This is a genomic window from Halogranum gelatinilyticum (assembly GCF_900103715.1).
GTDB lineage: Archaea > Halobacteriota > Halobacteria > Halobacteriales > Haloferacaceae > Halogranum > Halogranum gelatinilyticum.
In genome coordinates this window covers 333,969-356,952 of sequence record NZ_FNHL01000002.1, presented here as the reverse complement: position 1 = coordinate 356,952, position 22,984 = coordinate 333,969, and the positions used below count along the sequence as shown (strand labels likewise).

Sequence of the window (22,984 nt, the reverse complement as noted above, 5' to 3'; positions counted from 1 at the left end):
CCAGGCGGTTCTGTATCGCGATATCTGATTTATAGTGGCGTCTGGCAACAGTTGGGGGTACAGTCTCTGAGTGAGACGGGCCTGTTCACGGGCGTAGACGCCTCTCAACGAAGTTCGTCACGGCATCACGAATCCGACAGGGCCGTTCGTCACACCAACCGAACCTGACGGAGAAGCTCGTCACATCACGAATTACGAACAGAGAGAGAGTACGGAGCGACACCCGAGACTAGACAGCAACGAGGGGAGAGACGTCACTCGTCGGTCGCCGAAACGGCAGTGGGGGATTACGCCGAGCTGTCGACTTCGTCGTTGATGAGAACGAACCCGTAGTCGCACTCGGTGCACCGCCACTTCGTCTTCTCGCCGAGGTGGACCGTCGTGCTCGCTGCGCGGTAGAACTCCGTGGCCTCACCACACTCGGGACAGCTGTGTTCCATTTCCAGGCTCATACTACCGAATCCGGCGTGGGGTATGTTGAAGATGTTGATTCGGCGGGCTTCGATGACGCTCACTGCCCGCAACCCACACCTCCACAGGGACAGTCACAGCCGGTGCCGTCGGATCGTCGAGGCTGCCGTCGCTCTCTGTGGAGTCGGATGCTGACGGTGCTCGGTCGGCACGTCACACAGTAAATAAACCACATCTGGCGATACTGAATCCCCTGACTGAACGAAACAGGAAGTCCGGAGTCACAGGCACCCTCACCGGACAACAGGCGGGCGTCTCCCCGTTCACGACGCTTTTACTGTCGCCCGAGGCACACCACGTATGCGCGCAGCAGTCTATCACGGCCCGGAAGACATCCGTGTCGAGTCGGTCTCCAAACCCGAGTTGAGTTCGCCCGACGACGCCATCGTCCGTGTGACACACACCGCGATCTGTGGGTCTGATCTCTGGTTCTACCGCGGCGACAGCGACCGTGAGGCTCCCTCGGGCGTCGGCCACGAGCCGATGGGCATCGTCGAGGAGGTCGGCGAGGACGTCCGCTCGGTCGAACCCGGCGACCGCGTCTTCGCGCCGTTCGTCATCAGCTGTGGCTCCTGTGAGTTCTGCCGGAAGGGACTGCACACGTCGTGTGTGAACGGTGACTCGTGGGGCGGCGACAACGGCGGCTGTCAGGGCGAGTACATCCGGTGTACCCAGGCCGACGGGACGCTCGTGCGGGTCCCCGACCGCTACGCCGACGACGAGGAGGTCCTGCAGGCACTGCTTCCCCTGACCGACGTGATGGGGACGGGCCACCACGCGGCCATCAACGCGGGTGTCGAGGCCGGGTCGACCTGTGCAGTCGTCGGCGACGGCGCGGTCGGACTCTGCGGCGTCCTCGCGGCTCGACGGCTCGGTGCCGAACGCATCATTGCGCTGGGACACCACGAAGACAGATTGGAGATCGCCGAGGAGTTCGGCGCGACGGACCTCGTGACCGAACGCGGCGATGCGGCCATCGAGCGCGTGACGGAGCTGACGAACGGCGGCGTCAACCACGTGCTCGAATGTGTCGGTGCGGCGTCGGCGATGGAGACCGCGGCCGGCATCGCACGGCCCGGCGGGACCGTCGGCTACGTCGGCGTCCCACACGGCTTGGACGGTGGACTGGACGTGTTCTCCTTCTTCGGCAAGAACGTCTCGCTCCGGGGTGGCGTCGCGCCGGTCCGCGCGTACGCCGAGGAGCTGATGGCCGACGTGCTCCAGGGGACGCTCGACCCTTCGCCGGTATTCACGAAGACGGTCGACCTCGACGGCGTTCCGGAGGGCTACCGGGCGATGGACGAACGGGAGGCCGTGAAGGTCCTCGTCGAACTCTGAGACGGTCGGTGGCCGGTCGGGCCGTGCCGCTATACGTCTCCCACGTTCCACACGTCCTCACCGGCAGGCGAAGCTACTTGCCTCGGGCGTGCTAACGCAGGCGTATGTCGATTACGCTCTACGCGCTCGACGGCTGTCCCTTCTGTGAGAAGGTGCACGACGCCCTCGAAGACAACGGAATCGAGTACGAGACCGTCTGGGTCGAGGCGTTGCACTCGAAGCGCGACGAGGTCAAGCGAGTCAGCGGCCAGCGCGGCGTGCCCGTCCTCATCGACGACGAGCGAGGCGTGACCATGGCCGAGAGCGAGAAGATCCTCGAATACGTCGACGCGAGCCTCGCATGAAGATCTACACCGGCCGGGGCGACGAGGGACTGACCGACCTCCGCGACATGACCCGCGTCTCGAAGACCAGCTCGCGTATCGAAGCCTACGGCACCGTCGACGAGGTGAACGCGCTCGTCGGGACGGTCCGGCCGACCGGCTACGACGACATCGACGAGAAGCTCGTCGGCGTCCAGAACCGCCTACACATCATCCAGGCGGACTTCGCGAACCCGAACCCCGAGAAGGACGATCCGCAGATAACGGCGGAACACGTCGAGGAGTTAGAGGACTGGATCGACGAGGCCGACGAGGAACTCGACCCGTTGCGGTCGTTCATCCTCCCCGGCGGCAGCGAGGCGGGGGCGAAGCTCCACCACGCACGGGCGGTGTCGCGCCGCGCCGAGCGTCGGGCGGTCGGTCTCGCCGCCGACGAGGCGGTCAACGAACACGCCATCACCTACCTCAACCGGCTCTCGGACGCCCTGTTCACCTTCGCGCGACTCGTCAACAAGCGCGACGGCGAGCGCGAGGACACGCCGAGCTACTGACCGTTCAGGGGACAGAGAGATGGTCCCGTTTGGACCGAGATGATGCCCACGGTCGAACGGGAGGGAACAGACGCGGTGCACACGCTGCGTGTCACACCGTGTTTTAGGTTAGCCTAATCTACTCCATAAACGTGTCGATTTAGGTTTGCCTAAAAATATCTGCGTGCGTGTTATTCTGACGTAAGCGATATATCCGTTCTCGGCCTATGAACAGCTATGAACCGCCACTTTAGCGATGCATGGTACTACCTGAAGCGCGCCGGGTCGCATCTCCGGGCGGGCATCTCCGAGGAACTCGCGCCCGTCGCCGACCGCGCCCGCACGGCCGCCGGTCGCGAGACGCAGCCGGAGCCGAAGCGTCTGGAGAAAGTCCAGAAGGAACTCCGACAGGCTCCCAGCAGGGGGAAGCACGCACTGAAAGGTGCCAAGGGTCGCATCGACGAGTATCGCGGGACGTCGCCGGCGGAGTGACGCGACAAGGTAACCCTTAAGTGTCGAACTCGGGTATCTTTTGGTACCTGGGTTGGTGGTCTAGCCAGGTTATGACGGCTCCTTCACACGGAGCAGGCCGGCGGTTCGAATCCGCCCCAACCCACTTTCTGATTCCTCACACCGACGAGCGGCAGCGACGACCGTGGAGCGAATCCCCCACGCCCCTTTTCTCTCTCCCACCCCTAGCGCGTCTGTGACCGTCTTCGACGCCGTCCTGTTCGACCTCGATGGCACCCTCTGTCAGCACGAACAGGACGCCGAGACCATCTACTTCGGCTCGTTCGAGCGGGCCGGTATCGACCCCTTCGGCGAGCCGAGCGACCTCTGGAACGCCCTCGACGGCTCCCCTCCGGCCGACGAGGAGCGACACGCCGAGCATCTGGCCGCGGGGTTCACCAAGGTCGCCGCGCAGTACGGCCGCCAGCGTGTCGACGCCGCCGCCCTCGCAGACGGCTTCCTGTCGACCGTCGACTTCTCGCGGGTTGGGTTCCGCCCCGGCGCGGCCGACGCCCTCGAACGCGCTCGCGACGAGGGAGCCGTCGGTCTCGTGACCAACGGTCCCGAATACCGCCAGTCGGTGAAACTCGAGGCGCTCGGTCTCGCCGACGCCTTCGACACCGTCGTCTTTGCGGGCGACATGGCGCGGCGAAAGCCGCACGCGGACCCGTTCGACCGCGCCGTCGCCGACCTCGGCGTCGACGCCGCCGGGTCGCTGTACGTCGGCGACTCGTTGGAACACGACGTCGCCGGAGCACAGGGCGCGGGTCTCGACGTCGCCTGGTGTCCCCGTGACGGCGAGACCGACCCCGGCGAGTACCGCCCGGAGTACGTCCTGGCGTCGCTCGCGGACTTCGGCTCGGTCTTCGGAGGCCAGTGACCGATGGCTGACGGCGCGGACGCGACCACCGAACGCGAGATCGTCGCCCAGACGTTCCCCGAGCGAGCCGTCACGTCGGTGCGAACGGTCCAGCGGGGCAACCACAAGCAGACGGCCGTCGTCGAGTTCGCCGAGGCAGCGAGCGTCGTCGTCCAGTGGTCGACGCGTCCGGCGGCACTCCGAACGGAGTTCACGCTCGCCGCCGCGGTCCGCGAGCGGACCTCGCTGCCGGTCCCGGCCGTATTGGCCGCGGGCGAACTCGACGGCGTCGGCTACGTCGTCTGCGAACACGCCGAGGGTGTTGACCTTCACGAGGAGTTCGCCGGACTGGCTCCCGAGCACCAGCATGGACTCGCACGCCGGTTCGGCCGCTGCCTCGCGGAACTCCACGAGGCGTTCCGGTTCGAGGGATACGGACGCGTTCACGTCGCCGACGACGAGGGCACTGGCACCGTCGCTACGGTCGACGTCTCGGGGGACCAGCCGCTCAGAGCCGTCGGCTCGACCGACTGGGAAGCGTGGTTCTCCACGTACGCACGCGAGGGTCTCGCCGCGCTCCCGGCGGTGTTCGACGAGGAGCGCGCAGCGATTAAAGAGGTGCTTGCGACGGCCGATCTCCCGACGGTCCCGACGCCGCGGCTGTATCCGTGGGATCTCCGGCCGGGGAACGCGCTCGTCGCCGACGGCGAGCTGACCGCAGTCCTCGACTGGGGCGACCCGCTCGCGGCCGACGCCGGACTCTCACTCGCGAAGGCCGAGTACGTCGTCTGCGACTGGTACGTCGAGGACGGCGCGGCACTCCGGGCAGCACTACACGAAGGCTACGAGTCGATCCGACCGGTGCCGACGGTGCCGCTGGCGTACCGGCTCGTCGCCGTCGCGCGCTCGGCCGTCGACTCGCGGGGCGTCGTAACCCGGCCGGGATTCCCCGAGCGCGAGGGGGACGCCGCCGTCGCGTTCCACAAGGCACGACTGGGCGAGTTGCTGGCCGAGTGCTCGGAGTGACGGTACGGTCGAACGCGTCGGTGGCCGACAGACAGCTCGGAGAGTCGTGTGGCAGTACGTTGCTGTTCTGCCGACTCTGTTGTTTAGATGTGCGTTTAGACAGCTATCTAAATATATAACTGGCCAGTGGTGGTGCGAGTGAACCAGAGCAGCCGTCGTCTGTCGGTGCCGACGTGGTGTTCGCAGCCGACGGCAGCCGAGGGTATCCAACGACGTCCAACAGCGTCCGACTGCATCCGACTGCATCCGACGGCATCCGGCAACACAGTTCGGTGTACCAACGCTTAACGGCACGAGACTGGAACCCTGGGTGAATGGCAGAAGGGTCGGTTCTCCGCGTAAACCTCTCGACGCGGACGGTCGCGCGCGAGCGAGTTCCCGAGCGGTGGCTCCGCGACTATCTCGGTGGCAAGGGTCTCGGCGCGCGCTATCTCTACGAGGACGTCCCCGCCGGGACCGACCCCCTCGGTCCGGACAACCTGCTCGCCTTTCTCCTCGGTCCGCTCTCCGGCGAGCTTCCCGGCGAGACACGCTATGCGGCCGTCACGAAGTCGCCGCTGACGGGTGGGTTTCTCGACTCCTACAGCGGCGGCCAGTTCCCCCGACGGCTCGCGGGCTCGCTCGACGGCGCGCTCGGAATCCTCGTCGAGGGAGCGACCGACGAGCCGGTCGTCCTCGTCGTCGACGAGGGGGACGCCCGCATCGAGCCTGCGGCCGACGTCTGGGGCCGCGACACCGTCGAGACGGCCGACGCCTTCCCCGAGGCGGGCGTCGCGTGCATCGGTCCCGCGGGCGAACAGCTCGTGGAGTACGCGACGGTCGCCTCGGACCGCGGCGACCACCACGCTGGCCGCGGCGGGGCGGGTGCGGTCATGGGTTCGAAGGGGCTGAAGGCGGTCGTCGCTCGCGGTGACTCCCCCGAGCCGTCACCCGTCTTTGCCGACCTCCGCGCTCGCGACGGCGGGACCTACGCCGACGGCGACACCGGCCGCTGGCTGGCCGCTGGCGAGACACTGGAATCCGTCGACTTCGCCAACGAGGTCGGTCTCCTCGCCACGGAGGGCTGGCAGGGTGGCCAGTTCGACGGCGCGGGCAGAATCGGAATCGAGGCCGCCCGCGACGTCGCCGTCGGCCGCGAGAACCCCGACGACGCGGTTCCCGGTGGCTTCCGCGTCCGAACCGACGATGGCGAGAGCGTCCCGCGCGGGGCCGTCCCGATGACGCTCGGCGCGGGGCTGGGTATCGACGACTTCGACGTCGTGGCGACGCTCGGCGCGACCTGCGACCGGCTCGGACTCGACGTCATCAGCGCGGGCAACGCCGTCGCGTGGGCGGTTCGGGCGACCGCCGAGGGGCGGGTCGCCACCGGCGACGACGGCGAGGCCCTCGCGTTCGGCGACGGCGACCGCGCTCGCCGACTGCTCGGCCGTATCGCCCGACGTGAGGGCGCGCTCGGCGACGCACTGGCCGACGGGGTCGACGCCGCCGCCGAGCGGTTCGGCGGCGACTACATCCCGACGGTGAAATCGATGGCCGTCCCCTCCTACGACCCCCGCGGGGCCGTGGCGATGGCACTGGCCTACGCGACGAGCGACCGCGGCGGCTGTCACCGTCGCGCCCGGCCCGTCGAGCGAGAGGCGTTCGCCCGCGACGACTGGGACACCGAAGACCGCGTCCGCGCGGTCATCACCGCCCAGACGACCCGGTCGGTCCTCTGGAGTCTCGTCGCCGACGACTTCGCCGGCGAACCGCTCTGGACGGATTTCGGCCGCGAGTGGCTCGCCGCCGCCGGGAGGGAGTACAGCCGCGACGAACTGCGCGACACCGGCCGTCGGATCTGGACCCTGATTCGGCTGTTCAACGTCCGCGAAGGCTTCACTCGCGAGGACGACGCACTGCCCGCGACCTTCCGGCAGCCGCTCCCCGACGGGCCCGCCGCGGGCCACCGTATCGACCCCGAGCGGTTCGAGGACCTCCTCGACGCCTACTACGCCGCCCGCGGCTGGGACGGTGATGGGCTGCCGACCGTGGCGACCGTCGACCGTCTCGGTCTCGCCGACGTCGTCGACAGCGAGACGCCACTGGCGACCGAATCGCACGAGCAGGACTCCAGTCGGCCCCGTTGACAGTGTGGTGTGTCACCGTCACACACAAGTCGGTTCGGTCCTGAAGGCGGTCATGGAACTCGTGTTCCGTCTGCTCGTCGCCGGCGTCCTCATCGTCGCCCCCTCTCTCCTCTTTCTCGGTCTCTGGCACGGTCTACACGCGCTGCGTGACGACGAGCTCATCGCCCGGATGAACCGCCACACCGCAGGCTCCTTCGACGACTCGCCGCTGGTGAGCGACTTCCTCCCGACCGTCGACACCGACGCCATCGGCCGCGAGTCGTTCGTCGCCTGCGGGACCTGCGGGACGCCCAACCCCGACGACGTCCGCTTCTGCCACGAATGTCTCTCTCCCGTCGGCCGGTGACGAACCGGTCTCCGTCGTGATGAATCTCTCCTCGGAAACATCGGAATTTCGAACAGTCTCCCGAAAACGAGACGGAGAACGCCTCGAACAATCGTTATCCTGTGTGTACGACCGTGACAGAATTGTCAGCTAACCACAAAACTCATATCCGAGTAAAGATTTAGAGTAGATATGAACTGGACGCACAAGCGAGATCAGTCGAAAGCCGAGCAGAAGAAGACGGAATCCCGCAGCGGGACCAAGTGGTCCTTTGTCGCGGCAGCCATCACCGTCGCGTAAACGGTCAGAAGCGGCCGTCTCGGCCGCCTCGACCGCCTCGACGGCCGCTGTTCGATCTAAGGCCGTCGCGTCGACGGCTGCGGAGACTCGGCAGTATCGGACGGTAGCTATCTTCTCAAAAAAGACTCCACGAACCGGGAGCCGCGGGCTTACAGGAAGCTCTCGATGTGGTCTGCGACTTCCTCGGGGGTGTCACCGACCGGGACGCCCGCGTCGTTGAGCGCGCTGATCTTGGACTCGGCCGTGCCCGTCCCGCTGCCGGAGACGATGGCACCCGCATGACCCATGCGCTTGCCCGGCGGTGCCGTGCGGCCAGCGATGAAGCCGGCGACCGGCGTGTCCATGTGTTCGGAGATGAACGCGGCGGCCTCCTCCTCGTCCTCGCCACCGATCTCACCGCACATGACGACGGCCTCGGTCTCCTCGTCCTCCTCGAACAGTTCGAGGGCGTCGACGAACGAGGTGCCGATGATGGGGTCGCCACCGATACCGATGGCGGTCGTCTGACCGATGTCACGCTGGGTCAGGTTGTCGACGACCTGGTACGTGAGCGTCCCCGAGCGGGAGACGAGACCCACGTTGCCGTCCGAGAAGATGTTCCCCGGCAGGATGCCGAGCTTCGCCTCACCGGGCGTGATGATACCCGGACAGTTCGGGCCGAGCAGGCGCGTGTCGGTCTCCGAGAGGCGTTTGTTCACCTTGGCCATGTCCTGCGTCGGGATGCCCTCGGTGATGGCGACGACGAAGTCGAGGTCCGTGTCGAGTGCCTCGAAGACGGCGTCTCCGGCGAACGCGGGCGGCACGAAGACGACCGAGGCGTCGGCGTTCTCCTCCTCGACGGCTTCGTGGACCGTGTCGTAAACGGGGACGCCGTGGACCTTCTGACCACCTTTGCCGGGGACCGCCCCGGCGACGATGTTCGTTCCGTACTCCATCATCTGCTCGGTGTGGAACTTGCCCTCCCCACCGGTGATGCCCTGTACCACGACGCGAGTGTCGTCGTCGACGAGAATGCTCATTGGTTTGCCTCCTCAGCGTTCTTGACCGCACGCTGTACTGCTGCTTCGAGGGTCGTTTCGACTTCTACGAGTTCGGTGTTGAGGATCTCCATCCCCTCCTCGGCGTTCGTGCCGGCGAGGCGGACGACGACCTTCTTCGGAATCTCGTCGAAGGACTCCAGTGCCTCGTTGATACCCTTGGCGACCTCGTCGCCGCGGGTGATACCGCCGAAGATGTTGAAGACGACGGCGTCGACGTTGTCGTCGGAGAAGACCATGTCGAGTGCCTGCGTCACGCGCTCGGCCTTCGCGCCGCCACCGATGTCGAGGAAGTTGGCGGGCGCGCCGCCGTAGTAGTCGACGAGGTCGAGCGTCGTCATGACGAGACCCGCGCCGTTGCCGATGATACCGACGTTACCCGAGAGTCGGACGTAGTCGAAGCCGTACTCGCCGGCCTTCTTCTCGAGTTCGTCCTCGTAGGTCTCCTCTTCCATCTCGGCCAGCTCGGGCTGGCGGAAGAGGGCGTCGTCGTCGATATTCATGACAGCGTCGGCCGCGATGACCTCGTCGTCCTCCGTGATCATGACGGGGTTGACCTCGATCTCCGAGGCGTCCTTGGACTCGTAGAGGTCGTAGAGCGTCGTCAGAATCGAGGCGACGTCGAGTGCGACTTCCTTCGGGATGCCAGCCTCGTAGCAGACCTTCCGGGCCTGGTAGGGATGCATGCCGAAGGCGGGGTCGATGTGCTCGCGGGCGATGGCCTCGGGTGTCTCCTCGGCGACCGACTCGATGTCGACGCCACCCTCCGTCGAGACCATCGCGACGGGCTTGCCCGCCGCGCGGTCCATCGTGACACCGACGTACAGTTCGTTCTTGAACTCGACGCCAGCCTCGACGAGGACTTCCTCGACGGTGTATCCCTTGAGGTCCATCCCGAGGATGGATTCGGCGGCCTCGCGGGCCTCCTCCTCACTTGTCGCAATCTTGATACCGCCAGCCTTGCCGCGGCCGCCAACGTGGACCTGTGCCTTGATCGCGGCCGGATAACCGATGTCCTCGACGGCCGCCATCACTTCGTCAACGCTCGAAGCGAGCCGAGACTCGGGGACGGGAATCCCGGCATCAGCGAAGATGCCCTTCGCTTGGTATTCGTGAAGTTTCATGCGTCCGTAAGCGGGCGAGGTATGTGCTTAAATCCCATTCATCCGTGCCAAGACCTGCCGGAGACACCGCTCTCGCCTGCCGGTTCCCGGGAATATTTACTCGGCTCAGGGTTCCCATTGCAGTTCGGCGCGAGCGACGCCGACGACACCGACGAGGACCCCGAGTACGGCGAGTGCAGCGCTACCGAGAACGAGGTTCGCGCTCGCGACCGAGCCGAGTATCTCGGGCGTGACCGCAGCGAGAGAACCGACGAAGACGCCGATACCGAACAGCGAGAGTCCGACTCGTTTCAGTCCCATGGCCGCTGTGTCGTCGCCTGCTGTCAAAGCAGTTCGGACTTTCGGCCGCACCGACAGCCCACCGCGTCGGTGTCGCCACCCCGCAACTTATCCTGTCGCTCGGTGAGACCTACCCATGACAGTCCTCGACCGGTTCCGACTGGACGGACAGACAGCCATCGTCACCGGCGGCAACCGCGGCATCGGCCGCGAGATTGCCCAGGCACTCGCCGAGGCGGGCGCGAACGTCGTCGTCGCCAACCGCAACAGCGAGTCGGGCCAAGCGGCCGCAGCCGAGATTGCAGAGTCGACCGGCGTCGACACGCTCGCCGTCGAGACGGACGTCGCCGACGAGCAATCGGTAAACGCGATGGTCGACGCCGCCGTCGACGAGTTCGAGACCATCGAGATCCTCGTCAACAACGCGGGCATCGTCGTCCACGAGGCCGCCGAGACGATGACCGAGGAGGAGTGGGACTCCGTCGTCGACATCAACCTGAAGGGGACCTTCCTCTGCTCGAAAGCAGTCGGTCAAGAAATGATGGAATCCGGCGGCGGCTCCATCCTCAGCGTCTCGTCGATGTCGGCACTCATCGCCAACTATCCGCAGCGACAGGTCGCCTACAACGCCTCGAAGGGCGGCATCGAGTCCTTCACGCGACAACTGGCCTCCGAGTGGGCCGAACACGACATCCGCGTCAACACCATCGCGCCGGGCTACATCCGCACCGACAACACCGACCAGGCCGACGCTATCGACCCCGATATCGACGAGGTCTGGAAGTCGGAGATGCTGATGGACGAGATCGCGGGCCCGGAGGACGTCGCCCCCGCGGCCGTCTTCCTCGCCAGCGACGCCTCGCGGTATATGACCGGCGCGCGCATCGTCGTCGACGGCGGCTACACGGTGCGGTAACTCCGCTTCTCGGCGACGACGTTACTCCTCGTCGAGGTCGGCGTAGAGCCGTGTCAGCCCACACTCCGGGCAGACGTGTGCGGTGACGCCGATGGTCTCTTTCATCCCGAGCGAACCGAGCAGCCCCTTCGCCCGCTCGGCCGTCCGCAGTTTCAGCACCTCGCTGCCGCCGCCCACGACGACGGGTGTGGTTCGTTCCATCGTCACGCCACAGTCCGGGCAGCGTCGTTGCTCGGGGAAGCTCATGTCGAAGAGAGAGGATGTCGACCAGCATAAGCCAGTCCCTGACGGCGAGCGGGAGGTGACGTGCTCAGTCGTCACCGACGGCCCGAACGGTGGTCACGGCTCCGGCGACAACGAGGAGGATGGCACCGCCAGCGGCGTACAGAGTCACTGGCCGACGCTGTGCACCGGACGCGAACGGGTCGGCGAACGCCCCGGTGGCGGCGAGCGCGCCGAGTACGAGGAGACCGACGGCGGCGACGCCGACACCCCAAGCGAGCTCTCGGTCCACACAAAACAGTCAAATTGTCATCACTTCACGCTTCCGGCTGGCGGCGGGGCGATGCAACCGACGCCCGCCTTCCGCTTCTCGCGGTTTTATCTTTCTCGCCGTGGCACACCAGCACATGCACGCAGTCAGGTTCCACGAGCACGGTGGCGGCGACGTCCTGCAGGTAGACGACATCGACCGGCCCGAGCCAGCGGCGGGCGAGGTCCTCGTGCAGGTCCACGGCGCGGGCGTCAACCCCGTCGACACCTACTTCCGCGAGGGGTCGTACCAGCCGTTCACGCTCCCGATGATTCCGGGCGTCGACGTCGCCGGCGAGGTCGTCGCGGTCGGCGACGGTGTCGAGGGCTTCGCCGAGGGCGACAGCGTCGTCGGCACAGGCATCGGCAAGGACCACTACGGGGGCTACGCGGAGTACGTGGCCGTTCCCACCGACCGACTCGCGACTGTCGGCGACGACGCGGACCTCGTCGCGGCGGGCGGACTGGGCGTCGCGGCCGTCACAGCCTGGCGAGCACTCGTCGACCACGCGAACCTCAAGCCCGCCGACGTCGTGCTGGTCCACGGCGGGAGCGGCGGCGTCGGCCACGCCGCGGTCCAGATTGCAGCGGCGACGGGTTCACACGTGATTACCACCGCCGCGCCGGAGTACCACGACGAAGTCGAAGCACTTGGCGCGGACGTCGTCCTCGACTACGCTCGCGACGACCTCGCCGAGGCCGTCAAAGCGGCGGGCGACGGCGGCGTCGACGTGGTGCTCGACCACCGCCTCGACGACTATCTCCAGTTCGACGCCGACGTGGCGAACGTCGGGGCACGGGTCGTCGGCATCGGCGAGAACGACCCACAGGTCGGCTTCTCGCAGTCCTCCGCGGCACGCGGAAAGGACCTCCAGGTCACGCTGATGAGTATGTTCAACACGCCGGACCTCTCGGCGGCGTTGGAGAAAGTCGGCTATCTGGTCGACTCCGGCGACCTCGACATCTCGGTCGCGGAGACGTACGACCTCGACGAGGCGGCCGAGGCCCAGCGAGCGGTGATGGAGGACAGCTTCCTCGGGAAACTGGTCATCACGCCGTAACCGTCTTCTGACGCGGCACAGTCGCCGAACCGGCTGACGGCCACGACCCGCGTCACAGATTCGCACAAGGGTTTTGTCTCGCGGTCTCTCACTACCAGTATGAACATCTATCGGAGCGTCCGCGCAGTCACCGGTGCCTCCGGCACGGGCATCGTCGACTGGGACGCCGTCGCCGAGGCCGCGAAAGCCTCCACGCCGCCCGGCGACCTCACGCTCTCCGAGGAGGAGCGACTCGGCTACAAGACCGACGTGCAGGACGCCCGCGAACGGCTCCGGACGGTCGGCGAGGTCGAATTCGACCTGCCGGACGTCGTCGAGGTGCAGAACCGCCACCACTGGATCGACGCCAACGTCGCCACCTTCGAGCGGGTCATGCAGCCCCTCGAGGAGAAGGGGACGGGCGTCTTCCCCGGTATCGCCCGCGTCGCCAACACCGGGACGATGGCGTTCATGCTCTCCTTCTTGGGTAAGAACGTCCTCGGGCAGTACGACCCGCTCCTGTTGGCCGAGGGCGACGACGACCACGGTCTCTACTTCGTCCATCCGAACATCACGAAGGTCGCCGAATCGCTGGACGTCGACTATCCGCGGTTCCGCCGCTGGATCGCCTTCCACGAAGTCTCTCACGCCGCCGAGTTCGGCGCGGCTCCGTGGCTCTCGGACTATCTCGAAGAGCGGATGGAGGAGGGAATTGACGCGCTCTCGGAAGGCGGGCTGGACCGCACGGCCTTCCGCGAACTCGACACGGCGATGACCGCTGTCGAGGGCTACGCCGAACTGCTCATGGACCGCGCGTTCGACGACGACTACACCGACCTCCGGCGGAAGCTCGATGCCCGCCGTCGCGGTGGCGGCCCGATGGCGACGCTCGTCCGTCGGCTGCTCGGGCTCGGTCTCAAACGGCGGCAGTACGAACGCGGCGCGAAGTTCTTCGAAGCCGTCGCCGACGCACGCGGCGTCGCCGCGGCGAGCAAGGTGTGGGAGCATCCCGACAACCTGCCGACCGACGACGAGTTAGACCACCCCGAACGCTGGATGCGTCGGGTGGCCTAGAGGGTTAGATACGGAACCGTCGCCTGCTGTTCCGCGCTGTACGCCAGCGCGTCCGCGTTGGTCACGCCCTCGGGCGTCGCGAGGTCGATGACGTTCGGGTTCGCCGAATCGTCGCGGCCGCCACCGAAGACGTAGGCTCCGTTACTCGCCTGCACCGGCCGGATGCGTCCGGGACTGAACCCGTCCTGTCCCAACACGAGCGGGACGAACGCCAACGAGTCGAGCGAGCCGAGTCCCGAGAGCGACGACTTCGGGATTCCCACTTTGATGGCGTCGATAGACTGGTACGCCGTCAGTTCCACGTCCTCGGTCACGACGCTGCCGTCGGCGGCTTCGACGCGCGGCGCGAACTCGTTCGTGAAGCCGTCGGCGGCGACGCGGCGGTGGTAGGCCGACTCGAACGTCGCGTTGACGCCCTCGCGGGCCTCGGTCGTGCCGCCGGAGGCAGCCGGGTCACGGATATACAGTTGGAGATGCTGGACGGAGAAGCCCCCCGAGCCACCCCACGGGTTCGCGACCGGGCCGACGAAGCGGTAGAGGAACTGGTAGCGGTCGTCGGTCTCGTAGACCTCCAGCGCGTCCAGGTCGAAGACACCTGGCTTGAACACGTCCGCCGTCGGGTAGGTGTAGCTCCCCGGCCCGGCGTCGTCGCCCGCGGGGTCGTCGAAGGCGGCGACCTGCTCGCCGAGGTCGAAGACGGTCACTGTCTTCTCCGCGAGCGTCGTCCCCGTCTCGGCCAGCGAGTCGGCCGCGTCGGCGGCGACTACTTTAACCAAGGACTCACCGTCGCCGAGATCGATCTCGGTGCTGAACGTTCCATCAGTCGGCTCGACGTGGACCCGCTCGGACTCGGAGAAGACGACGACGTCCGTTGCGTCGGTCGTCCCCGACACGGGCTGGACGCTACCGACGACGCTGTCGTCGGGGAACTCGACGGTGAGCTCGGGGCCCTCCGCCGGCTCGCCGTCGACGTAGCGGTCGCGGACGACGGCGGGCGTCTCGACGGGTTCGCCCGCGTCGATACCGTGGGCGAGCCGGACGTACTGCGCCATGCTCCACGAGAGCGGCGTCGCACTCCCCGTCCCCTCGCCGAACTCCCAACCGAACTCGGTCTCTTCAGGTCTGTCCCACACCTGTTCGGGAATCATCCCACCGCTGTTTGCGAAGTCGGCCATCGCCCGCAGCATCGTGTCGGGTGCGGTCGCGCCGGAGTCGGTGTCCGCCAGAAGTTCGTACTCGGCGCGTTCGCCGGTGAAGATGGGCCACAGCCGACCCTTTCCACCATAATCGCCGTTCAGGCCCCACGGCGCGCCCGGCGGGAGACTGTCGTTGGGGTCCTGTCCCTGCTCGCCGTAGCCGTCGCCGTTGTAGCGGTAGAAGGCCGGCCCGTTCGGCGTGTCGACGCGGATGGTGTCGTCGACGACCTCGAGGGAGTTCCGAACCACCGAATCGTCCCACGGCTTCACGCCAAGGCGGACGAGTTCGAGGAAGCCCGCGTCGACGACCTCGCGCTCGTCGAGTGACGGGCCGCCGTTGTTGATGTCCAGCGTCGCCCCGTCGTCGGGGTCGCGGTCGTCGGTGATGCGGACGTAGTAGGGGTCGGCGGACTTCGAGCCGGTCGTCGTCGCCATCCAGTTCGCGGTGTTCGCCTGCCAGTGGTCGGCGAGGCCGAGGTAGACCAACGCGTCGGCACGGGCATCGTCGTCGCCCTCGTCGACCGCGAGACTGGCCGCGCAGACGAGGCCCGCAATCTCGGCGGCGGTCGTGCTCGGCGAGTAGCCGCCCTCCTCCTCCCAGCGCTCTTGGGCCGTTTCGGGGCCGTTCGTGGCGACGTAGTCCGCCGAGCGCTTGACGTTCGTGTAGTCGTAGCCCGCGTCGCCGAGGTCGACACCGTGGCGCTCGGCGAGCTGGTAGGCCATGATCTGCGGGAAGGAGATGTTGTCCATCTGTTCGCCGCCCCACCGGGTTCGGCCGTCGATGAAGGTGTTCTGCGGGATGAAGCCCGCGTCGTCCTGCTGGTACTCGTAGATGTACGCGACGGCCTCGGTCGCGCTGTGGACGTCGCCCGCGGCGAGGAGTGCGGTGAAGGCGTTGTAGAGGTCGCGCGACCAGACGAAGTTGTAGCCGTAGTCGGCGGGGTCGTTAGCTTTGGTGCCGTTGCCCCACGGGACCGAGAGGCTGGCGAGACCCGCGCCCGGATACTGCTTGGAGTCAGCGGCCTTCAGTGCCATCGCGGCGACGTCGTACTGCCAGCGGAGGTCGTCGTCGCCGACAGCGTCCGGCACGTCCAGTTCGGCGAGATAGTCGCGCCACGACTGGCGGTACGTGGCTCGCGTCCGGGCGAAGCCACCCTTGTCGAGCGCGCCAGTCGCTTCTGTTGTGGCTGCCGACTCGTCGGCCTCTTCGGCGAAGCCAAGCGAGAGCGTGTCCGAGAGCGAGGTGACGCCCGAGCCGAGTCGCCCCACGAGCGCGACGTTGCCCTCCGCGTTCTCGTAGGTCGTGCTCGCATCACCCGTCGTGAGCAGCGGCGAGAGGCTGTCGCCGCCGACGACGTCGACAGTGGCCCAGTCGAAGCCGCGGTCGGCGACGAACGCGGCGGCGACGTTGTAGGCTTCGCCGTCGGCGTCGCGGAAGGCGGCCGCGTCGTCGTTCGCGCCGGTGTCGCGGGCGGTCAGGACGGGACCGCCGTCCTGTCCCTTCCCCTTACCGTTGCCCTTCGCCGTGCCCTGCTTCTTGCCATCCGAGGCGGCCTGTCCGGGGTCGCTGGCCCCGGAGACCCGCGCCACGTCGGCCTTCCCGCTGTTCGAGAGCGACGGGTCGAGCACGGCGTAGACGTCGTAGTTCGCGCCGTCGCGGGCCTCGAAGGAGACGTCGGCGAGGAGCGCGTCGTGCTCGCTGTCCGTGGCGTACTCGACGGTCAGCGTCCAGTCGCGGCCGCCACCGGTCTCGCTGACGACGTGTCGGAAGAGCAGCGCGTCCTCGGCGGTCGGTTCGACGCGACGCTCCACGGTCGACGTGTCGTCGTCGGTGCGCGAGACGTTGTGCGTTCGCGCGGCGTACTCACTGTCAGTGTCCGTGACCACGAGGTCGAGCGTGCGGACGTTCAGGAAGTCGACCCGCGGGAACCGGACGCCCGTGAGCGCGCCTTCGGTCAGTGCGAACCAGACGCGCGACGGGTCGTCCGTGCCGTGGTCGGCGACGGTGCCGATGCCGTACTGCTCGCCGGTGGTCCACGTCGCGTCGATGCCACCCGCGGGTGCTGGTGCTGCTGTGGTCAGGGCCGTCCCCCCGAGCGAGAGCGCGCCACTGGCGGCGAGCCCACGCAGGAAGTCTCGTCGTCTCATTGCCATTTTGTGCGAAGAAATACTTCTTCATAATTGTTTGGGCGAGTTGATTCGTGTTAGAAATCAAGTAGTATCCACTACTGTAGTCGCTCGCTGTCGGGGGAGAAACCGCGGGGAAAGAGTCCGGTTACCGGCCGGTAGAGGGGACGATATGCGAGAGGTAGACGACGAGTATCCAGCCGAGGAGGAGACCGACGACGGTGAAGACCCCGGCCTGGAGGAGCGACCCCTGCACCTGTAGCGCGGTGATGCCAGCGGAGACGCCGACGACGAGGACGAACCCGACCTTGAGGCGGAGCGACGCGGTGCGTCGTTCGTCGTCGGTGTAGCTCGGCCCGACCATTAGCTCTCGAAGGGGTAAGGGGCGCTCACGTGCATCCCGACGAACTGCCACTCGTCGTCCTCGCCGTCACGCCGTTCGAGCGTGCCGGACCAGCGACTGTCGAACTCGTACTCGTGTTCCGTCTCGGTATCCGTCCACGCCATCCGAACGTCGTCGCTGAAGGCGGCAAAGCCGTCGCCGCCGACGACCCGGAGTTTCCGGCTCTCGACGTGCCAGTCGTCGGTCGTGCGCGACTGTTCGCGGAGTCCCTCGGCGACGGCGTCGTAGCCGGTCAGTCGCTCGCCGATGCCGAACTTCACCACGTCGCCGTCCTCGGCGAAGTACGGATACAGCGGTTCGCCGCGACGGAGTGCCTCGTAGTAGTCGAGGACCGTCTCTTCTGCGGTCATAGCTGACACCAGGGGCGCGAGGCATTTGAACGCTCCCCGATGGATTAGTAAAAGCCGCGGCCGACCTCATCCTCCTCGATGAGGTCGTCGAGTTCCGCCGAGAGCAGCTCCTCGGCCTCCTCGAACGTCGACGAGAGGTCGTCCAGCCGGTCGGGTCGTTCGGAGAGTTCGAACTCCATCGGGCCGAACGCGGGGCTGTCGAGTGCCTCCATCACGTCGGTGAAGAAGTCCTCGCCCGTCGTGGGTGCCTCGGCGTGGACCCTGACGGTCTCCTCCAGTCGCTTCGCCATCGACTTCGCCTGGTCCTCGTTTTCCGGCCTTCCTTGCACGGCGAACCGGCCGGTCGAGTCGTCGCGCTTGGGGAGCAGCGGGTCGATGTCGCCGTCGACCTTCCGGGCGACTCTCGCGCCGACGCCTTTCACGTCGTAGGGGTTCTTCGCGTACGTCTTGAGCTGAAACACGCCGACCGAGGGGTGGCCGAGATAGAGATCCTCGCCGACGCCGCCACGGCGTTGTCCGGCGACCGCTCGCCAGTCCTCCGGGTCGCCACTGCTCTCGGTGACGTCACGCAGGATGTCGGTCCAGTCTCTGACGCGCATGGGCTGTCTTGGAGCGAGGTGAGAATGAGCGTGTCGGTCCGTCGCACGGGTCGGGATGTGGTCGCCGTCGCCGTCGTTGCCGTTGCCGTCGTCGCCGACAGTGGGAGAAACCGCGGTGAGAATCGAACTCAGTCGCCGAAGGTCAGTTCGCGCGTCAGCAAGAGCGCGCCGACGCCGAGCAGGAGGAGCGTGACGAGAGAGTCGTTGCCGCTGACGTAGCTGACGAGTGCCCAGGCGACGACGCCGATGTAGAGGGCGATACGGAACCGTTTGGTGTCGAAGCCGCCGCGGAAGACCGCGAGCGCGACGAGACCGACGACGTAGAGGCTGACGACGACTTCGAGGAGCGCGGCCGTCCCACCGGTCTGCAGCTGGAAGTACGCCCCGAGCACGACGAAGACGACGAGCACGAGGACGAACGCCCGTGTGAGAAGCGTAATCTGTCTGTCCGAGAGCCAGGCCATGCCCCCTCTCGGGCGGGCCGCTACTTCGGTGCTGTGGTCGGTCCGACCGACAGCGTTTTTCGACCCGACGGACACTCACCGGTAGTGAACGTCCGGGGTCCCATCGTCGCCGTCGGAGAGTCGCGCAGTGTCGACACCAGCTACGGCGAGCGCGACCTCGTCGAACTCACGGTTCGGCCCGACGAGGCACCAGCCGACAGAAGCGAACCGGTCACGGTCACGCTCTGGGGGAAGTGGACCCACACCGCCGAACACGCAGCGGAGGGGATGGAGTTGCTCGTCACGGAAGTAGAAGAAAACGAGTTCGGCGGCGAGGTCGGCTACACTACCTCCAAAGAGTCGTACGTCGTCCTCGAACCCGGCTTCCTCGTCAACGTGACCGCCATCCGCTCGTGGGTGCAGTGCCCGCGGATGTACTATCTGAACAAGCTCTCGGGCATCCCGCTCAACTATCCCGTCGTCAAGGGGACTATCGTCCACGAGGTCTTCGGCGACCTCCTCCGCGGGCAGGATCTCGAATCCGCCATCGAGGAACGCGTCGAGGAGGCCGGACTCGAACTCGGCCTGCTCGGTCGCGAGCGTGAGGAGGTCGAAGACGAGGTGCGGCAGAACGCCGCCGCCATCGAGGGGTGGCTCTCGCAGGGCACGCTGAGCGAGGAGGACAACTGGCGCTCGGAGTATACGCTCATCTCGCCGACCTTCGGCATCAAGGGCCGCGCCGACGCGCTCCGCCGCGGGATGCCGGTCGAACTGAAGACGGGCAAGAACACCAAGCGCGACCCGCGCTTTCAGGACAAAGTGCAGGCGGCCTGCTACGCGCTGATGCTCGCCGAACGGGGCGTCCCGGCCGACACGGGCACGCTGCTCTACACCAAGAACACCGCACTGGACCGAAACGAGGAGTCAGGCGACCTCTCGCCCGCGAAGGACTTCTCCATCGGCAAGGGCTTTCTCGACTTCGTCGTCCGCAAGCGCAACGAACTCGCGGCGATGGAGTTCGATATGTCCGTCCCCACGGGCTTCGAGGCGGACGCGAAGTGCGAATACTGCTTCGAGAAGGACACCTGCATGGTCGTCTCTGGACGGCTTGACCAGGAGTCGAAGGCCGGCAAACTCGCCAAACCGCTCCCCGAGGAAGAGCGCGACTACTTCGACCGGATGTACCGCGCGCTCGAAGAGGAACGCCGCGAGACCCACCGCGAGTACCGGAAGCTGTGGCAACAGTCGGCAGAAGAACGCGCTGCCGACGACCGTGCCATCATCGGTCTCGAACCAGTGAGCCAGACCGAAATCGACGGCGGACGGTGGGAACTCCGCGCGAAGAAGACCGACGACGCGGTCTCGAAGCTCCGCGAGGGCGACATCGCCCTCGCCAGCGACGGCGACCCCGTGACCGGCCACGCCGAGCTGGGCCGCATCGAGAAACTCGGCGACGAAGTCGTCGTCACGACCGACGAGCCGACCGAACTCCGGCGGCTCGACGTCTACCCCTCGGAAATCTCGGTCGACCGGATGCTGACCGCGCTCCACGACGCGCTGCTCAAGGGCGACCCCGACCGGAAGGACGTACTGTTCGGTCGGCGAGAGCCGGAGTTCGAATCTGGCAGTCAAACCTTCATCGACAACAACGATTCGCAGAACGCTGCGGTCAACCTCGCGGTCAACGCGAAGGACTGCGCGCTCATCCACGGCCCGCCGGGCACGGGCAAGACCTACACCATCGCCCGGACGATTCGCGCGCTCGTCGACGACGGGAACCGAGTCTTGCTCTCTGCGTTCACGAACCGCGCCGTCGACAACGCGCTGGAAGCCCTGCGCGACCAGGGGTACGAGGACAGCGCGGAGCAACGCTCCGCTGGCAATCGGACAGAGTCCGATTACATTATTCGCGTCGGCACCGAAAACGGCGTCCGCGCGGACATGCAGGACCTCCGACTGGAGCAGGCCGGGGAGCCGAACGACCGCGTCGCCGAGTTGGCCCACGCGCAGGTCGTCGCCGCGACGACCTCGACCTGCGGCTCTCGCGTCATGCGCGAACAGGAGTTCGACGTCGCGCTCGTCGACGAAGCCTCCCAGTTGACGGAACCGGGGACGCTCGCTGCGACCAACCTCGCCGACCGGTTCGTCCTCGTCGGCGACCACGAACAGCTGCCGCCCGTCGTGCGCGCCGAGAACGACCTCTCTACCTCCTTGTTCCAGCGGCTCATCGAACGCTACCCCGACGCCTCGGTGATGCTCGACCGCCAGTACCGGATGGCCCAGCGGATTCAGGCGTTCTCGTCGGTCGAGTTCTACGACGGCCGCCTCCGACCCGCAACGGGCGCAGTCGCCGCCCAGCGGCTCTCGGACCTCGCGGGCGTCGACGTGAGCGCGCTCCCCGACGACCTCCGAGACACCGTGAGCTTCGTCGACCCCGAAGGCGAGCGCGTCGGCAACACCAACCCCGTCGAGGCCGACCGCGTCGCCGACGTCGTCCGGTCGTTCCGCGCTGCCGGCGTCGACGCCGACGACATCGGCGTCATCGCCCCGTTCCGGGCGCAGGTCGCCGAAATCAGCCGCCGCGTCGACGTGACCGTCGACACCGTCGACCGCTTCCAAGGCTCCTCGAAGGAGGTCATCGTCGTCTCGTTCGTCGCCACCGGCAACCTGGAGGAACCCATCTTCGAGGACTACCGTCGACTGAACGTCGCGCTAACGCGAGCGAAGAAGGGCTTGGTGCTCGTCGGCGACCCAACGGCACTGGCCTCCGAGCCGTTCTACGCTCGGATGCTCGACTGGGCGCGCCGGTAGCTTTTCTCGGCCCGCCGCCGACGTCCGCCCATGGAACTCCCACTCGGCTCGGGAACTGTCGAATTCGACCTCCCCGAGTGCGACGTGACCGTCTGCACTCCGCCGGGCGGCGAGGCCGTCGACCCGCGCGAGGCCGCAGAGGGTGCGATGGCCGACCCCCACGGTCCCGCGCTCGCGGACCTCACAAACCCGGACGACGACGTCGCAATCGTCGTCACCGACGTGACGCGGGCGACGCCGGACGACGTGTTGCTGGACGCGCTTCTCGCCGAACTGCCGGTTCCCCGTGAGCAGATCACCGTGGTCGTCGGTCTCGGTCTCCACCGGCCGATGACCGACGCGGAGCTTCGCGCGGGGCTGGGCGAACACGCCGACCTCGCCGTGAACCACGACCCCGCCGAGACCGTCCGCGTCGGCGACGTCGACGGCTGTCCCGTCGAGGTCAACGAGCGCGTGGCCGACGCGGACCTCGTGGTCTCGACGGGAATGGTCGAACCCCACCAGTACGCGGGCTTCTCCGGCGGCGCGAAGACCGTCGTCGTCGGCGCGGGCAGCGAGTCGCTCATCCGCTACACGCACGGCCCGGAGATGCTGTCGCGGGAGGGCGTCCGACTCGGCCGCGTCGCCGACAACCCCTTCCGCGAGACGCTGGACCGCGCGGGCGACCTCGCCGGGCCGGACTTCTGTTGTAACGTGACGAAGGGACCGAGCGGGATTCTCGCCGCCAGCGCGGGCCGTCCGCGCCAGGTCGTCGCCGACCTCGCCGAGCGGGCGAAGGCGGCACTCTCGGTCTCCGTCGACCGCGAGTACGACGCCGTCGTCGCGGGCGTCGGCGCGCCGAAGGACGCGAACCTCTATCAGACGACGCGGGCGGCGACCTATCTCGTGCTCGGCGACCGGAACCCGCTCCGACCCGGCGGGCGGGTCGTGATTCCGGCACTGCTGCCCGAAGGTGCTGGGGAGGGGAAGGGCGAGAAGCGGTTCTACGACCGGCTGTCGACGGCGACGAGCGCGAGCGAACTCTACGAGGAGATGCGTTCGGGCTACGAGCCCGGCGCGCAACGGGCGTTCGTCGTCGCCCGCGCGCTCCGCGAGCATCCTGTCTACGTGACGAACAGCCGGTTGCCCTCGGTGGTCGAGGACTGTCTCATGCACGCTCGGCCGTCCGTCGGCGACGCGGTCGAACCGGGCAGCGACGTGCTCGTCGTCCCCGACGCGTTGAACACGCTGCTCGTCGACTGAGTTG

At 67.1% G+C, this 22,984-nt stretch carries 24 protein-coding genes, 1 tRNA gene and 1 pseudogene; 14 read left to right on the top strand and 12 right to left on the bottom strand.

Annotated features, from left to right (window positions below):
- Positions 1-287 precede the first annotated feature (287 nt).
- Entirely contained in the window at positions 288-452 is a 165-nt protein-coding gene (locus BLR57_RS19325) for a DUF7838 family putative zinc beta-ribbon protein (RefSeq protein WP_170830591.1), read from the bottom strand.
- A gap of 319 nt (positions 453-771) precedes the next feature.
- Between BLR57_RS19325 and BLR57_RS08365 the strand changes: the two genes are divergently transcribed.
- The 9 genes from BLR57_RS08365 (at position 772) to BLR57_RS08325 (ending at position 7,529) form a co-directional block, all read left to right on the top strand.
- Positions 772-1,809, top strand: coding sequence for a zinc-dependent alcohol dehydrogenase family protein (locus tag BLR57_RS08365; RefSeq protein WP_089696600.1), 1,038 nt, complete (start codon positions 772-774; stop codon positions 1,807-1,809).
- 104 nt (positions 1,810-1,913) lie between these two features.
- Positions 1,914-2,153, top strand: coding sequence for a glutaredoxin family protein (locus BLR57_RS08360; RefSeq protein WP_089696597.1), 240 nt, complete (start codon positions 1,914-1,916; stop codon positions 2,151-2,153).
- Positions 2,150-2,683 (top strand): cob(I)yrinic acid a,c-diamide adenosyltransferase, encoded by a 534-nt coding sequence (locus BLR57_RS08355; RefSeq protein ID WP_089696594.1) that lies wholly within the window; start codon positions 2,150-2,152, stop codon positions 2,681-2,683. The genes BLR57_RS08360 and BLR57_RS08355 overlap by 4 nt, the downstream gene beginning before the upstream one ends.
- 216 nt (positions 2,684-2,899) lie before the next feature.
- A complete protein-coding gene (locus BLR57_RS08350; protein WP_089696592.1) occupies positions 2,900-3,154 on the top strand; it encodes a DUF7553 family protein in 255 nt (84 codons plus the stop codon).
- 49 nt (positions 3,155-3,203) lie between these two features.
- Positions 3,204-3,278, top strand: a tRNA-Val gene (locus BLR57_RS08345).
- A 90-nt stretch (positions 3,279-3,368) separates the two neighbouring features.
- Positions 3,369-4,052 (top strand): HAD family hydrolase, encoded by a 684-nt coding sequence (locus BLR57_RS08340; protein WP_089696588.1) that lies wholly within the window; start codon positions 3,369-3,371, stop codon positions 4,050-4,052.
- A 3-nt stretch (positions 4,053-4,055) separates the two neighbouring features.
- On the top strand, positions 4,056-5,057 hold the full coding sequence (locus BLR57_RS08335) for a phosphotransferase family protein (RefSeq protein ID WP_089696585.1): 1,002 nt from the start codon (positions 4,056-4,058) through the stop codon (positions 5,055-5,057).
- Positions 5,058-5,371: 314 nt separating this feature from the next.
- Positions 5,372-7,183 (top strand): aldehyde ferredoxin oxidoreductase family protein, encoded by a 1,812-nt coding sequence (locus tag BLR57_RS08330; protein WP_089696582.1) that lies wholly within the window; start codon positions 5,372-5,374, stop codon positions 7,181-7,183.
- Between the two features lie 52 nt (positions 7,184-7,235).
- The gene (locus BLR57_RS08325; protein ID WP_089696578.1) at positions 7,236-7,529 is read left to right on the top strand and encodes a zinc ribbon domain-containing protein; all 294 of its coding nucleotides are present in this window, start codon (positions 7,236-7,238) and stop codon (positions 7,527-7,529) included.
- 428 nt (positions 7,530-7,957) lie between these two features.
- On the opposite strand, the gene sucD is transcribed toward BLR57_RS08325, so the two are convergent.
- The 3 genes from sucD to BLR57_RS08310 all read right to left on the bottom strand — a co-directional run bounded on the left by sucD (position 7,958) and on the right by BLR57_RS08310 (position 10,269).
- The gene (sucD, locus tag BLR57_RS08320; protein WP_089696575.1) at positions 7,958-8,827 is read right to left on the bottom strand and encodes a succinate--CoA ligase subunit alpha; all 870 of its coding nucleotides are present in this window, start codon (positions 8,825-8,827) and stop codon (positions 7,958-7,960) included.
- A complete protein-coding gene (sucC, locus tag BLR57_RS08315; RefSeq protein WP_089696572.1) occupies positions 8,824-9,969 on the bottom strand; it encodes an ADP-forming succinate--CoA ligase subunit beta in 1,146 nt (381 codons plus the stop codon). The genes sucD and sucC overlap by 4 nt, the downstream gene beginning before the upstream one ends.
- A 105-nt stretch (positions 9,970-10,074) precedes the next feature.
- Positions 10,075-10,269 carry a hypothetical protein gene (locus BLR57_RS08310; RefSeq protein WP_089696569.1) on the bottom strand — a complete coding sequence of 65 codons (195 nt, stop codon included), beginning with the start codon at positions 10,267-10,269 and terminating at the stop codon, positions 10,075-10,077.
- A 115-nt stretch (positions 10,270-10,384) separates the two neighbouring features.
- Here BLR57_RS08310 and BLR57_RS08305 point away from each other — a divergent pair, with 115 nt between their 5' ends.
- Complete coding sequence (locus BLR57_RS08305; protein ID WP_089696566.1) at positions 10,385-11,164, top strand: SDR family NAD(P)-dependent oxidoreductase; 780 nt, start codon at positions 10,385-10,387, stop codon at positions 11,162-11,164.
- Between the two features lie 21 nt (positions 11,165-11,185).
- Here the strand turns inward: BLR57_RS08305 and BLR57_RS08300 are convergent, their stop codons facing one another.
- On the bottom strand, positions 11,186-11,365 hold the full coding sequence (locus tag BLR57_RS08300; protein ID WP_244509960.1) for a hypothetical protein: 180 nt from the start codon (positions 11,363-11,365) through the stop codon (positions 11,186-11,188).
- A gap of 109 nt (positions 11,366-11,474) precedes the next feature.
- Positions 11,475-11,678 (bottom strand): hypothetical protein, encoded by a 204-nt coding sequence (locus BLR57_RS08295; protein ID WP_089696559.1) that lies wholly within the window; start codon positions 11,676-11,678, stop codon positions 11,475-11,477.
- Positions 11,679-11,793: 115 nt separating this feature from the next.
- On the opposite strand from BLR57_RS08295, the gene BLR57_RS08290 reads away from it, so the two are divergent.
- Both BLR57_RS08290 and BLR57_RS08285 read left to right on the top strand, forming a co-directional pair.
- Positions 11,794-12,756, top strand: a complete 963-nt coding sequence (locus tag BLR57_RS08290; protein WP_089696555.1) for a quinone oxidoreductase family protein — start codon at positions 11,794-11,796, stop codon at positions 12,754-12,756.
- Positions 12,757-12,855: 99 nt separating this feature from the next.
- A complete protein-coding gene (locus BLR57_RS08285) occupies positions 12,856-13,809 on the top strand; it encodes a zinc-dependent metalloprotease (protein WP_089696551.1) in 954 nt (317 codons plus the stop codon).
- On the opposite strand, the gene BLR57_RS20030 is transcribed toward BLR57_RS08285, so the two are convergent.
- From BLR57_RS20030 to BLR57_RS08260, 6 genes and pseudogenes are all read right to left on the bottom strand, one after another.
- Positions 13,806-14,513 carry a glucodextranase DOMON-like domain-containing protein gene (locus BLR57_RS20030; RefSeq protein ID WP_449271667.1) on the bottom strand — a complete coding sequence of 236 codons (708 nt, stop codon included), beginning with the start codon at positions 14,511-14,513 and terminating at the stop codon, positions 13,806-13,808. The two genes, BLR57_RS08285 and BLR57_RS20030, sit on opposite strands and share 4 nt — an antisense overlap.
- Positions 14,511-17,090 (bottom strand): annotated as a pseudogene (locus BLR57_RS08280) (glycoside hydrolase family 15 protein); the annotation flags it as partial. The gene BLR57_RS20030 and the pseudogene BLR57_RS08280, both read right to left, overlap by 3 nt.
- A 190-nt stretch (positions 17,091-17,280) precedes the next feature.
- Entirely contained in the window at positions 17,281-17,496 is a 216-nt protein-coding gene (locus BLR57_RS08275) for a hypothetical protein (RefSeq protein WP_089696546.1), read from the bottom strand.
- Positions 17,496-17,885 carry a nuclear transport factor 2 family protein gene (locus tag BLR57_RS08270; protein ID WP_089696543.1) on the bottom strand — a complete coding sequence of 130 codons (390 nt, stop codon included), beginning with the start codon at positions 17,883-17,885 and terminating at the stop codon, positions 17,496-17,498. Before BLR57_RS08270 ends, BLR57_RS08275 begins: the two co-directional genes overlap by 1 nt.
- A gap of 44 nt (positions 17,886-17,929) precedes the next feature.
- A complete protein-coding gene (locus tag BLR57_RS08265) occupies positions 17,930-18,484 on the bottom strand; it encodes a hypothetical protein (protein ID WP_089696540.1) in 555 nt (184 codons plus the stop codon).
- A 128-nt stretch (positions 18,485-18,612) separates the two neighbouring features.
- Positions 18,613-18,948, bottom strand: a complete 336-nt coding sequence (locus BLR57_RS08260; protein ID WP_089696538.1) for a hypothetical protein — start codon at positions 18,946-18,948, stop codon at positions 18,613-18,615.
- 84 nt (positions 18,949-19,032) lie between these two features.
- Between BLR57_RS08260 and BLR57_RS08255 the strand changes: the two genes are divergently transcribed.
- Both BLR57_RS08255 and BLR57_RS08250 read left to right on the top strand, forming a co-directional pair.
- On the top strand, positions 19,033-21,738 hold the full coding sequence (locus BLR57_RS08255; protein WP_089696535.1) for an AAA domain-containing protein: 2,706 nt from the start codon (positions 19,033-19,035) through the stop codon (positions 21,736-21,738).
- Positions 21,739-21,768: 30 nt separating this feature from the next.
- Entirely contained in the window at positions 21,769-22,980 is a 1,212-nt protein-coding gene (locus BLR57_RS08250; protein ID WP_089696533.1) for a lactate racemase domain-containing protein, read from the top strand.
- The last annotated feature ends 4 nt before the right edge of the window (positions 22,981-22,984 follow it).